At 40.3% G+C, this 12,870-nt stretch carries 12 protein-coding genes; 9 read left to right on the forward strand and 3 right to left on the reverse strand.

All coding sequences use genetic code 11. The features are described 5' to 3' along the window. Nucleotides 1–35: 35 nt before the first annotated feature. The 4 genes from dinG to BrL25_RS20660 all read left to right on the forward strand — a co-directional run bounded on the left by dinG (nucleotide 36) and on the right by BrL25_RS20660 (nucleotide 5,897). A complete protein-coding gene (gene dinG, locus BrL25_RS20645) occupies nucleotides 36–2,924 on the forward strand; it encodes an ATP-dependent DNA helicase DinG (protein ID WP_018670068.1) in 2,889 nt (962 codons plus the stop codon). 65 nt (nucleotides 2,925–2,989) lie between these two features. Continuing rightward, nucleotides 2,990–3,931 carry a ComEC/Rec2 family competence protein gene (locus BrL25_RS20650; RefSeq protein ID WP_018670067.1) on the forward strand — a complete coding sequence of 314 codons (942 nt, stop codon included), beginning with the start codon at nucleotides 2,990–2,992 and terminating at the stop codon, nucleotides 3,929–3,931. A gap of 11 nt (nucleotides 3,932–3,942) precedes the next feature. Further along, on the forward strand, nucleotides 3,943–4,566 hold the full coding sequence (locus tag BrL25_RS20655) for a redox-sensing transcriptional repressor Rex (RefSeq protein WP_018670066.1): 624 nt from the start codon (nucleotides 3,943–3,945) through the stop codon (nucleotides 4,564–4,566). Between the two features lie 38 nt (nucleotides 4,567–4,604). Further along, entirely contained in the window at nucleotides 4,605–5,897 is a 1,293-nt protein-coding gene (locus BrL25_RS20660) for an amidohydrolase (RefSeq protein WP_018670065.1), read from the forward strand. A gap of 96 nt (nucleotides 5,898–5,993) precedes the next feature. Here BrL25_RS20660 and BrL25_RS20665 read toward each other — a convergent pair whose 3' ends face one another. Beyond that, complete coding sequence (locus BrL25_RS20665) at nucleotides 5,994–6,173, reverse strand: hypothetical protein (protein ID WP_018670064.1); 180 nt, start codon at nucleotides 6,171–6,173, stop codon at nucleotides 5,994–5,996. Between the two features lie 132 nt (nucleotides 6,174–6,305). Between BrL25_RS20665 and BrL25_RS20670 the strand changes: the two genes are divergently transcribed. The 5 genes from BrL25_RS20670 (at nucleotide 6,306) to BrL25_RS20690 (ending at nucleotide 10,891) form a co-directional block, all read left to right on the forward strand. Further along, on the forward strand, nucleotides 6,306–7,010 hold the full coding sequence (locus BrL25_RS20670; protein WP_018670063.1) for a hypothetical protein: 705 nt from the start codon (nucleotides 6,306–6,308) through the stop codon (nucleotides 7,008–7,010). An 18-nt stretch (nucleotides 7,011–7,028) separates the two neighbouring features. After that, nucleotides 7,029–7,511, forward strand: a complete 483-nt coding sequence (locus BrL25_RS20675) for a cell wall elongation regulator TseB-like domain-containing protein (RefSeq protein WP_018670062.1) — start codon at nucleotides 7,029–7,031, stop codon at nucleotides 7,509–7,511. A gap of 199 nt (nucleotides 7,512–7,710) precedes the next feature. Then, nucleotides 7,711–8,241 carry a hypothetical protein gene (locus BrL25_RS20680; RefSeq protein WP_018670061.1) on the forward strand — a complete coding sequence of 177 codons (531 nt, stop codon included), beginning with the start codon at nucleotides 7,711–7,713 and terminating at the stop codon, nucleotides 8,239–8,241. Continuing rightward, the gene (locus BrL25_RS20685) at nucleotides 8,234–9,730 is read left to right on the forward strand and encodes an AAA family ATPase (protein WP_018670060.1); all 1,497 of its coding nucleotides are present in this window, start codon (nucleotides 8,234–8,236) and stop codon (nucleotides 9,728–9,730) included. Before BrL25_RS20680 ends, BrL25_RS20685 begins: the two co-directional genes overlap by 8 nt. A 114-nt stretch (nucleotides 9,731–9,844) precedes the next feature. Further along, nucleotides 9,845–10,891, forward strand: a complete 1,047-nt coding sequence (locus BrL25_RS20690; RefSeq protein WP_035311859.1) for a WIAG-tail domain — start codon at nucleotides 9,845–9,847, stop codon at nucleotides 10,889–10,891. A 79-nt stretch (nucleotides 10,892–10,970) separates the two neighbouring features. Here BrL25_RS20690 and BrL25_RS20695 read toward each other — a convergent pair whose 3' ends face one another. Next, complete coding sequence (locus tag BrL25_RS20695; protein WP_018670058.1) at nucleotides 10,971–11,741, reverse strand: HipA family kinase; 771 nt, start codon at nucleotides 11,739–11,741, stop codon at nucleotides 10,971–10,973. Continuing rightward, nucleotides 11,738–12,835, reverse strand: coding sequence for a glycosyltransferase family 4 protein (locus tag BrL25_RS20700; RefSeq protein ID WP_018670057.1), 1,098 nt, complete (start codon nucleotides 12,833–12,835; stop codon nucleotides 11,738–11,740). The genes BrL25_RS20695 and BrL25_RS20700 overlap by 4 nt, the downstream gene beginning before the upstream one ends. Nucleotides 12,836–12,870 lie beyond the last annotated feature (35 nt).

Below are 12,870 nucleotides of genomic sequence, written 5' to 3' on the forward strand. Positions count from 1 at the left end.
AGCATGTGTTGTGAGTGTCAATAGAGGTGACGATAATGAAGCAGTTCATCGTCGTAGATTTTGAAACTACGGGTAATCAGCCACGTCAGGGAGATTCTATTATACAAATCGGAGCTGTCGTGGTCGAGAATGGACAAATAATTGAAAGTTACTCCACATTTGTAAAACCAGATAAAACAATCCCGCCATTTATTACACAATTAACGGGTATAACGAATGAGATGGTCAGTGATGCTCCTTCTATAGAAGATGTGCTTCCTGATTTATTGCGCCTTCTAGACGGGCGTGTTTTTGTGGCACATAATGCAGCGTTTGACTTGAATTTTTTACAAGAAGCCCTGCTAAGTCAGGGCTATTATCCATTTGATGGGCCTATTTTGGATACAGTTGAATTAGCACGGGTATTATTGCCAATGCAAAGTGGCTACCGGCTAGTAGAGCTAGCATCTGATTTTGATATTCAGCATGAAAATCCACATCAGGCTGACAGTGACGCTATTGCTACTGCACATTTATTGTTACGATTGCTAGATATTCTTCATAAGCTACCTCTTATTACAATTCAAGGGTTGCAGATGATGATCTCCTCTTTCCGTTTCGATGTTGCTACCTTATTAAGAGAAATTGAGATGGAGAAGCTAATGCAGAGCTTTCCTGTAGACGAAGCAAACACCTTTGTAACTGCAACTTCTACACCAGAGGAAGCAAGCAAGTATGATCTCTTTCGGAATCTTGGATTGAAAAGACGTAAGAAATGGACGGAGAAACAATCGGAACAACCACCGATCCATTTTTCTTTAGAACCCTTTTTCGAACGTATGGTTGCATTAGATGGCGACGGTTTTGCACTTCATCATGAACACTATGAAAGACGTGAATCACAGGAAGCGATGATGTATGCTGTATACCAGGCTTTTACTGATCAGAAGCATTTGTTGGTAGAAGCAGGAACAGGAACGGGGAAATCGCTGGGATATTTGTTACCAAGTATATTATGGGCCCGTATGCATAAGCAGCCAGTAATTGTGAGTACGCATACGATACATTTGCAGGACCAGCTTTTCGACAAAGATATTCCTTTATTACAAAAAGCGTTGCCATTTTCCTTTCGAGCTGCCCAATTGAAGGGACGAGGAAATTATCTGTGCTTGCGAAAATTTGAACAAAGCATTGAAAGCCAAGAAGGGGCAACACAAGACATACAGCTAGCCAAAGCGCAGGTTTTAACATGGCTTACTGAAACAACTACAGGTGATGTAGAAGAGCTTAGTCTAAGTCCTAGTGGACAGTCATTTTGGCAATCAGTCAAGAGTGACACAGCCTCCTGTCTAAATCGGGAGTGTCCGTGGTTTAGCCGTTGCTTTTACTTTCAGGCGAAACAACAAGCAAAAGAAGCTGATGTGATTATTGTTAACCATGCTTTATTAATTGGTGATCTTGATAAAGAGAACGGTGTACTGCCATCCTTTGAGGTTGCGATTATTGATGAAGCCCATCAACTTGATGAAGTAGCAAGTCAACATTTTGGAACGCAGTTCTCCAGTATAGAATTGTTTCAATTGGTAGAGCAGCTTGGTACTGAAGGAGAAAAGCAGATGCTACTCCTGTTAGCCAATGAATTGAAGGTGTGGCAACCGGCTGAAAAGGCAAGAATAGAACAGCATCTACAACAAGTTAAGATCGAGCAGCAAATGCTAAAAGAGGCGGTTACGAACTGGCTACAACTCTTTTATCATTGGGGAACTGAACGGAGTATGGATACAGGGGAATCACAAAGAGCCACACTTCGATATAAAACAGAAGACTTTAAGAAAAAATATAAAAAGCTTGGAAAATCCAGCAATCAAATTTTACAAAAGTTAGGAAATGTAGCTAAGGAAGTCGAACAGTTACTGAACATTTTGTTGCAGTATAAGGCAGAAATTCCATATTCTTTACAGCGTTTGCAAACGGATGTTACTGGTTTAGTAGAGGAAATCGGCCAAGTGGCTGTGAAACTTCATTTTTTGTTAGTAGAAGAACAGGATGGGCACGTAAGCTGGATGGAAATAGAGACAAGAACGTCTCGCAAACAACTCTTTTTCTTTAAAACACCGCTAGATATAGCAGATACCTTGCGCACGACTTTATTAGAACCAAAACGAAGTATCATTATGACCTCTGCTACACTAACCGTAAAGAATAGATTTACCTACTTTATGGAGAGAATGGGTTTTACAAATTTACCTGAAGAACGAGTTGAAATGCTCTCACTTCCATCCCCTTTTGACTATGGTCAACAAGGACTCATAGTAATTCCTTCCGATTTCCCTTCTGTAACAAAGGAAGGAGAACACCGTTTTGTAGAAGCTGTCATTGCTGGCTGTGTTGATGCTGTTCGAGCAAGTGAGGGTCGGACGATGATCCTATTTACCTCATATAGTATGCTTAGAGCTGTTTATGAAGGAATGAAGAGCTTATTAGAAGGGGAAGAGTTTGAACTATTAGGTCATGGCGTTGATTCAAGTAATAGAAGTAAGCTGGTACGTCGCTTTCAAACAGGGACAAAAACAGTACTTTTGGGAACGAATAGTTTCTGGGAGGGTGTAGATTTACCTGGGAATGTACTGAGTTGCCTTATCATTGTTCGTCTCCCTTTTCAACCTCCTAATCACCCACTATTGGAAGGACGTTCGGAAAGACTGAAGGCAGAGAAAAAGAATCCTTTTATGACGCTTTCCTTGCCCCATGCTGTTATTCGTTTTAAGCAGGGAGTAGGTCGATTAATACGTCAACAAACAGACCGCGGTGTTGTTATTGTATTTGATACGCGTATTATAGAATCTAAATATGGCCGGATGTTCTTGCAATCTTTGCCCCCATATCAGGTAGAGACAGGTCCATGGACTACGTTACGTGAGCGTATAGCTCCATTTTTACAATAACTAGAAAACAACGTTAAGCTCGTAATGAATTGATCTACGCTATATAGTAGGAGGGAGGTAGCTCCATGACTACAATGCGATATTACCTATTGCTAGTTACTTGTATAGGCATGATGATCCTTGCATTATCCCAAACAGTTGAAGCAAGTCGACCTATTGCGATTACACATCAGCTACAGCACATCGAGGATCCTGATGCTGTTGAACAGGAGGAAGATTTTGTTGGACTTACCACGACTTTTTTCTCCTTACCAGAAGGGGAGAGTACGCTCATTCGATTTCCAACGGGAAAAACCATGCTAGTTGACACTGGTAGCGAAAAGGATACCGAAAAACTGGTTTCCTTGCTACTTGAACGTCATGTTACAAAAGTGGATTACCTGTTATTGACAAACGATTTACCTACTCATATTGGTGGCTACGATAAGTTAGCGGAGAAAATTCAATTTGATAAGATTTACATGCCGAAATTGACAGCGTTCGCAATTCACAGTAATATCCATATATCTAGGGAAAAGCAAGTTGTGTATGTAAAGGAAAAGGATCAATTACTAGAGGGAAAAGATGTGGAGATCACATTTTTACATCCCAGCGAGAACCTGTTTTTATCACCACAGGATAATTCGCTTGTGTTTTGTCTGACCCAAGGAAAACTCCAATTTTTGTTCACCAGTGCCATTAATGAAAAAGCAGAGGAGCGGTTGCTTGCAAAATATCCTTCTCTATTGCCTGCTGAGATTATAAAGGTAGCGGCACAGGGTAGCAATCAAGCCTCTATTCAAGCCTTTTTAACGAAGGTGGATCCTCAGATTGCCGTTGTGCAAACCGGCATTCCTCGGGAGCAGTGGAAAGACTCCATGCGTGAAGTGGTGGAGCGTTTGGAGGAATCATGGGCAGATACGTATGTCACTAGCCGGGATGGATCAATTACCATTCTCTCTAATGGACAAGATTATAAGGTTTTAAAGGCAGTCAAGACCTCTATACGTGATAGACAACGAAGTTAGGAGTGCAATTTATGGGGAAAGTACCAAAAATTTCTGAAGCGGTCGTTCGCCGTCTGCCGATCTATTTGCGATATTTAACAAATCTACAGGAGTTACAAGTAAAGACGGTGTCTTCCCAACAGATGGGCAAAACAATGGATATTAACCCAGCCCAAATTCGAAAGGACCTATCTGCATTTGGTGACTTTGGAAAAAAAGGTATTGGCTATGACGTAGATTACTTGATTGAAAAGATTCGTCATATCTTAAAATTGGACCAAGTGATTCATGTAGCGTTGGTGGGAGCCGGTAATTTAGGCCAAGCGATTTCAAATTACAATGTCTATTTAAAAGATAATATGAAAATAGTTTCCATTTTTGATGCGGACCCACAGAAAATAGGCAAAGATTTAGGTGGATTGGTCATTGAACCGATTGATCAAATGGAAGAAATTATTAAAGAAAAACAAATTCGTATGGCGATTATTACGACGCCTGCTTCCGCAGCACAAGAGGTGGCAAATAAACTGATTGAAGCTGGAATAGAAGCGATCCTAAATTTTGCTCCAACAACGATTCGAACTGAAAAAGAAGTGAAAATTGATCATAACGATTTGACTTCCAGCTTACAAAGTTTAGCCTATTATTTAAATTAAGGAATCACAAACAGAAAAAGAGGAGAGTGTCTACGTTGATGAAAATCATTACCAATGCAACCGTAATTACTGTTAATGAACAAAATGAGGTTATTTATAATGGAGCGGTTGGCTTTGACGGGGGAAAAATTACATATGTAGGTAAAACACCTGAAGATTTATCAGCATATGACGAGATCATTGATGGAACAAATAAATATGTAATGCCAGGATTAATTAATACACATGGTCACGTAGGCATGTCCCTACTACGTGGATTTGCGGATGACCTACCTTTGAAACAATGGCTGGAAGATAAAATGTGGCCAATGGAAGGTCAATTTACAGCAGAGCATGTGAAATGGGGTACAGCTATTTCTATTATCGAAATGATCCGTACGGGTACAACTACCTTTGTAGACATGTATGATCATATGGATACAGTAGCTCAAGAGGTGGAAGCATCTGGGATGCGTGGCGTACTCTGCCGTGGAGTGATTGGGTTTTGCTCAGAAGAAGAACGTCAACAGAAATTACAAGAAGCAGCATCATTCGCATCACGTTGGAACGGTGCAGCTAACGGTCGTATCCATACAATGATGTCACCGCATGCTCCTTATACGTGCTCTCCTGAGTATATCCAGCAAATCCTTGAGAAGGCTATTGAATTAAACGTACCATTACATATTCATATGTCTGAATCAAAAGCAGAAGTGGAACAAAACGTTCAGGATTATGGTGTACGACCAGTTGCTCACCTAGAGAATCTAGGTGTATTTAATCACCCAACATTAGTTGCTCATGCTGTTCACTTAACAGATGAAGAGATTGATACGTTGGCTAAATATGATGTTAAAGTAGCTCATAATCCAATTAGTAACTTAAAATTGGCTAGTGGTGTAGCTAGGGTTCCTGAGATGCTTGCGAAAGGTGTATGTGTAAGTTTAGCAACTGATAGTTCAGCAAGTAACAATAACTTGAACCTATTTGAAGAGCTAAAATTAGCAGCTATCCTTCATAAAGGTGTATCCTATGATCCTGAAGTGGTACCAGCAGAAGAAGCACTTCGTATGGCAACTCGTTATGCGGCAGATGCGGTGTTCCAAAAAGATAGCTTAGGATCTTTAGAAGTGGGTAAAAAAGCAGATATGATCATGCTAAATGCGGCTCAAGCGCATTTCCAACCGGCGAATGACCCTATTTCCCATGTTGTTTATGCGGCAAATGGCTATGATGTAACAGATACAATTGTTGATGGGCATTTCTTGATGAAAGATAAAGAGTTAATCACAATGGATGAACAAAAAGCAATCATCGAAGTGAACCGTGTGTTTGCATTATTAAAGCAATAAGATAAAAAAGGACGCTCATTCATATGACAAAGGCTCCTGCCAAGAGCTTCAGGCGGCAGGAGAGAGTAGTGTAGGTGTGTAGATAGAGAAAAAAATTTAGTCCGTCCGTTGCATCTCTGTTTGCCACAAATCTGTAAGTGAGGTATGGCGAACAGAGAGAGTAGCGGTAGGTGGCAAGGTACGAAGCGGTGAGGCCAGACCTACCCAGGATTCATACAAATCATGTTGTTCCCAACCCTGTTTAGGTAAGGAAGGGCTCCTGTCGGTTTGATTCACACGCTCACCTCCTTGTGGTGTACTGATAGTATGGCTACTTATCATGACTCTATAATTAGTAAGTTTTCCACGTGGTTCTAAAACCTTCTTGTATCTCATAAATGTTAGGAGATACGTAAGGGAGGGGTACCCATGTACGTGAAGCAACGGTATCTTTGGTTGTTGTTGCCAATATTAGTATGCTTATTTGGTTTGGGAGCTTTACTGGGACAAGCAACAGACAAGTTACCTGTAGCACTGGAGAGCGCTAATGAATCTATTGGCAGAGGTAGCTGGAATACCGATCAAAATAATGCCAATCTGAAACAATTGATCGATCAACTATTTGTGGAGAAAGCAACTCCCTTTGGAGTCAAGATACAAAATCAATCTTTTGTAGGAAGTTATCGAGGCAATCATTTTCAGCTTACAGGAACATTACAGGGGAAAAAAGTGAAGATGGAACGTAACAATCGAGGTGCTTCGCTCGTCATAGATAATGAACAACAGGAATTAAACGTACTACCTTATGCCTTGTTTACACCATCTGAGCATGCTTCGCTATTGAAGGATCAATTTCCACAGCTACAATCTGTCCCTCTCGTTTCAAGAGATGAAGCGGGTTTGCAGGGGTTTAGTGTTACACTCCAGCCAGATAAGGTAAACGAGCTTTTAAGAGAATGGTTGGGACCTAGTTTTCCGGCAGAAAATGAACTTGTTCAATTACAGCAATCAACCACAATTAAATATCAATTGTGGTATGATGATGACAGAAAACAGTTGAAGCGTATGGTCGTCTTGCTTCAGTTGAAGAACCAAAAGGGCGATAGATCAGATCAACTGATTTTTAATTTTTAGGGAAGTAGGAGAATCATAGTGTGGAAACGCATCTTGATCATTTCAGCATGTGCGCTTGTTGTGTTAGGCGCATCTCTGTATCAGCTACTTTCCAGCTTATTGTCTGAGCGTCACACGTTAGAAGCAGAGGCCAGAGCATTAGTAGCAGAAAAAACAAACATTGCTGAGATTGATACGATAGAAGAATATCGAGGACGGGAAGCCTATATTGTTGTTACCGGAAAAAATAAGGTAGGAACTCCAGTGGTGGCTTGGTTTAGCAAAGAACACGTCACATTTGATTTACTGGAAAAAGCTCTCCCACGCACGAAAGTAAAACAATTAGCGGAGGCCTCCTATCCAGGAGCGCAAATCGAACGCATCGTACCTGGTTTAGAGGGAGAGAAAAGACTATGGGAAGTTACTTTAGTGGACAAGCAAAATCGTTACAACTACGTATATTATGATTTTTTGACTGGTCAAAAAATACGGGCGTATACGTTAAATATTCCGAAATCATAAGACGACCCGTTCCTTTTGGAAAGGGTTTTCTTACTTTATCATCGGATTTTTTCTATAAGAATGGAATTGGTCGCAGTTCCAACAAATACATAGCAAAATGGTACCATAAAAATGCTATACTTGGTTTCGTAACTGATAACCAAGACGCAATGAACGAACAGATAAAGGTTTTTTATGAGTAAAGAAAGGGGAGTTATTAGTGAAATTACGTAAAGTACCTATGTTACTCTCATTGCTTGCCGCACTTACACTCCTCTTCGGTGGTTGGTTTTTATACCAAAAGATGCAAATAGAAAGCCCGTTACGAGAAAAGGCAGAACAACTAACATCGGCTACATTGGTCGATTTCAAGATCAATAAAGACCACGTTGATATGAAGTTGCAAGTTACAAAGCCAGACAAGTTTGTAGAAGAGTACCCAGAGCTTTTAAAAACACTTCAAGCCTATGCACGAGGGAAGGCTTTTGATATAATGCTTACCAATCAGGCTGATTCACTCAAGCCAGTCTGGAATGAGGGGTTGTTTGGACTAACTGAAGCAATTGAAGGTAAAGCTTATAGCAAAATTCCTACCATTTTAGCTCAGATGAAAGATCGTTATAAACTTGATGCAGCTTATGGTCGTATTGATGATGCGAATGTTTATATTTTTTTGAAGCGGGGAAATGATGAGTACTACCAAATTATTCCTCGCAACCAGTCAACAAGCGAGGTGGAAAACCGTGGGTAGAGAAATATTGTATGGTGTAGTACCAGCGGTTATCGTATTCTTGTTGTTTTTGGGCATTAATATTGGGCCATTTTTGCTGTTTGGGGCCATTTTAGCAGGTACATACTTGTTGTTTTCCAAACAAGGTGGCATGCAGATTGGTTCTGGTAAAAGCAAAAGTGGCAGTCAAGTTGTGAAGAAATCCAATATTACATTTGCCGATATCGGAGGACAGCAACGTGCAAAAAAAGAAATAAAGGAAGCTTTAGATTTTTTGTTGCATAAGGATGCGATTGCCCAATACGGAATTCGTCCCTTAAAGGGTGTACTGTTAACGGGACCACCTGGAACAGGTAAAACATTAATGGCAAAAGCTGCCGCTAATTACACGAACTCTGCGTTTGTTGCTGCATCTGGCTCACAATTTGTGGAGATGTACGTAGGGGTTGGGGCGCAGCGTGTACGTGAATTATTTAAAGAAGTACGCGCATTAGCTGAGAAAAGCAATCAAGATAGTGGGATTATTTTTATTGACGAAATCGACGTTATCGGAGGAAAACGCGATGGTCAACAACAACGAGAATATGATCAAACCTTAAACCAACTGTTAACCGAAATGGACGGTATGGCAACAAGTGAAAAACCACGCATACTCATAATGGCTGCAACGAACCGGAAAGATATACTGGATGCGGCATTATTGCGTCCTGGTCGTTTTGATCGACACATTCAGGTTGATTTACCAGATAAACCAGCTCGTGAACAAATTTTAACCATACACACAGAAAATAAACCACTTGCACTTGACGTAAAATTGGAAAAAGTGGCACAAGAAACATTTGGTTTCTCCGGTGCCCAACTAGAAAGTGTTTGCAACGAAGCTGCTATTTATGCGATGCGTGACAAAACTGAAAAAGTGATGCAAAGTCACTTTTCACTTGCTATAGACAAGGTTATGATGGGGGAAATGACCGATCGTGAAGCCCCTCAGACTGAAAAAGAACGGGTAGCGATTCACGAATTGGGACATGCTATCGTGAGTGAACGAGTACGTCCTGGTTCCGTGTCTCAGGTAACCTTAACACCTCGTGGACAAGCATTAGGCTATGTTCGTCAAAACCCGATGGATGATCACTATCTTTATACGCGTGAGTATATGGAAGGGCAGATTATGGTTTGCCTTGCGGGCGCAGTTTCAGAAGAAATTTATTATGGTGGACGTAGTACAGGATCTAAAAATGATTTTGAACAAGCACTACAAATGGCCCAAGAAATTGTTCAAAGTGGTATGTCGAAACTAGGGATTATTAATATGCAATATGTAGATAAAAATGCAGTGCATCAAGAAGTACATGCTATTATTGAAGGATTGCTTGAAAAAACGCGGTCTTTGTTGAGCGAACATGATACCGTTTATCGCTATAGTCTACAGGTGCTGTTGGAGGCTGAAGTGTTAAGTGGTGATCAGTTTCGTGAAAAGCTGGCCGAAATAGATATGGTAGTAGCGTAACGACCGATGGAGTGTTCTATCGGTTTTTCTTTTGTTGACAACAAAAAAAGAATAGTCATGTTTCTCTTTCCTACATACAATATCGTATTGAAGACAAAAGGAAAGGAAAAGAATATGGCTAAACAAAACCTACAAAAGCAAAATATTAAAAATAGGCAAAAAAAGTCGAAAAAGAAAAACCAAGCTCTGCAAGAGCTAGATGCGTTGGAAACAGCATTGGTTAATAATTGGATTGATGATAGTTCCGATTTTTACATCCAGGAAGAAGAGACTTCTATACCTCAGTCAGCAAATGAGGTGGAAACGTTGTTACAGGAGTCTTCCCAACAGGAAATGGAAATCAGTAAACCTAATCGCCCCCAGCCAAAAAAGCGAAAACAACGAAGTCGTCGGAAGCCAAAACGATCTTCTTCACCCTCCTCTAAGCGAAAATCGACATATCCAGCACTTAAATTAGTAGGGTCAACAAATATTCCACAAAGTCAGCGGCATTTTATTACAAAATGGACAGAAGAAGAAAAAAGTCCTAATGAAGAGACTGGATATTCTGGAGTACCATCCTACTATGAAGAGAGCGGTAGCAGGTCTGTTGCTTTAGAAGCTAGAGAAAGTGATGAATTTTATCCCGATCTTCCCCATCATGTTGCCCAATTTATATGTACAATGCCAGGTGTTTTCGGATTGACCGATCAGCATTTGCAACCATTGTCCGAACTCACTCGACATTTGCAAGATTTTTTAATTACTGAGAAAAAAATTGATGAGCAAATGGAATCAAATAAAACAGACGTTTCCATTATAGAAGATAAACAAGCTAACAATATTCAAAGTAATCATTCTCAGGTATCGTTGGTTCCTACACCAAATCAGCTGGAAACTATAAAATTACAACAAGTTGGAAAAGAGAGCTTTACGTTACAACAAGGTCGTGTGAGAACAAAATTGACAATCGATTTAACAGAACCATTTCAAGAGATGAAGTATGTATTTATGGCAACCACTAACGTACCGTTTTGTTTTGCTGTTGTAGAGAAGAAAGAGTCAAATAGAGTGACCATTGAAATAATTCGCCAAATTGCTAATCGAGAGATATCTGGACAGGTAGAATGGATCGCGGTTGGTGAAAAGGTGGAAAATCAGGTAGTTCAAGATATTGGATAAGAAATAAATAAGGAAAACGAAGAATTTGAAGATATGAACAACAGAAACACCATGGATCCATGGTGTTTCTCATCTATTTTTACAATTGGTTTTTACTAGGAAGATAAATTTCATGATAAAACAAGCGCATTAATGTCTGAAGGTGCTTTTGTTTTCTTTTAACCAGAGTGTTTACCAGCTCTTTTTTTTCCGCATCTGTTACGGGCCACGAAGCTGGTAGCGTATGAACAACTTCTTCGATTAGCATGGATGGAATGGAATGAACTATCTCCAAAGCGTCCCAGAATTCTCGCTCATTACTGACATGCTTTGCAAGCATCATATGAATCGAACTTTTTAATAACCGAATGGGTAATCGTTGCAAAGTATTGGTATTCCAATTAGGAGACCCTAAGATTTCAGCTTGATCGATAAACCACAGCCTAGCAAAACCATCTGCTTCATCTGTAAGGAGTACGTTTTTTTTTGTCCTGTCAACATTGCATAGCCAGTAATCAAACACAATGAGCGGAGCAATGACTTCCGGATTAGATAGCTTCTCTGGTAAAGGTTGATGCATCACATTCACAGCGTTAGGAATGTAGCTAGATGCAAACTGTTCAGGTGTGTAGAGGAGCGGATCTAGAGATGCTTGTTGTTCATAAAAAGGTTGAGGAAGATGAATAATTGAAGATCTAGGAATAGGTAGTTGTAAAAAACGAGCAAAACAATAACCGATCCACTCATTAAGTAACGTTTTATCAAAGCCGGGTGTCACTGCTTTGACTACGTACTTCTGTCCGTCTTCGCCTGTGATAAGATGAGCAAGCGATTTACCTTCCAACTGACGATGGAAACGCAATTGGCTCATGAATCGCTCCCCTCCTTTTTCACCACTCGATGTAGGAAATCAACATATTGTTTTGCACAGATCGTGATATCAAAATGAGTAGCTACACGTTCGATACATGCTTGAGACATGGCTTGATACATTTCATGTGAATCGAGCAAGCGATACAATTGATTGACAGCGCCACGAACATGATTTTCTTGATAGAGCCGACCATTCTCCCCATGTTTGATAATTTCAGGTATGGAAGAAACACTAGCAGCTATAACAGGTACACCACAAGCCATGGATTCAATAAAGGTATTTCCAAAGGACTCTGCTCTTGTTGTTGCAAGCGTACAACCTCCAGATTCCAGAATGCGTGAATACACATAAGGCATGTGTTGATAAGGAACAATAGGGAACCACCTTACGATGTCAGTTAGCTCTTTTTCGTACCATTTAGTCCAAAATTTTTCCTTCTGCACACTTTTATTACCACCGATAATCCAGAATTCGATGTCGTTTCTCTCTGTTTTCACTAATTTGGCGATTTTAAGCAACATATGCCAATTTTTCCGTTTGTCTAAACGGCCGATCCAACCCACGATTTTTTTAAAATTAGGTCGAGTAAGAAAGGGGAGCTTGGTGCTAGCTTCTGAAGAAACTGGCTGAAACAAATCGGTATCAACGCCATTATGGATTACGGTAATGGGAGCTGAGTTACATAGAATGGAAACCACTCTTTTTTGGTAGGAGGAGGGCACGATAATTTGAACTGGCTGAATACCTTGGAAGTTAGAAAGATGGGGGGATAGCTTAATAATCTCGGGAGTACGTGCTTCTACAATAACTGGTCCAGTATACTGTGCCGTTTTTAACCAACGATATGCTTCCTTGGTATCAACAACAACAATCGCGTCATAATGATTGTCTCTGATAATTTTAATGCTTTCGTTACTGTCTGCTGTAAGATATACCCGAGCAACATCCTGCATCATGTGCATGCCACCGAGATCGGATGTGTATAAGAATTCAGTTTCGATACCATATTTCTTGAAAAACATAGCACGATTGCGCCATCCAGCATTTACGCCACCAACGGTCAAAAGGCGCCAAATGACTAATATTTTCATATTCTGACCCACCTTGGTGTGTACGTATTCCGTAA

It is taken from the genome of Brevibacillus laterosporus DSM 25, assembly GCF_002706795.1.
GTDB classification, from domain to species: domain Bacteria; phylum Bacillota; class Bacilli; order Brevibacillales; family Brevibacillaceae; genus Brevibacillus_B; species Brevibacillus_B laterosporus.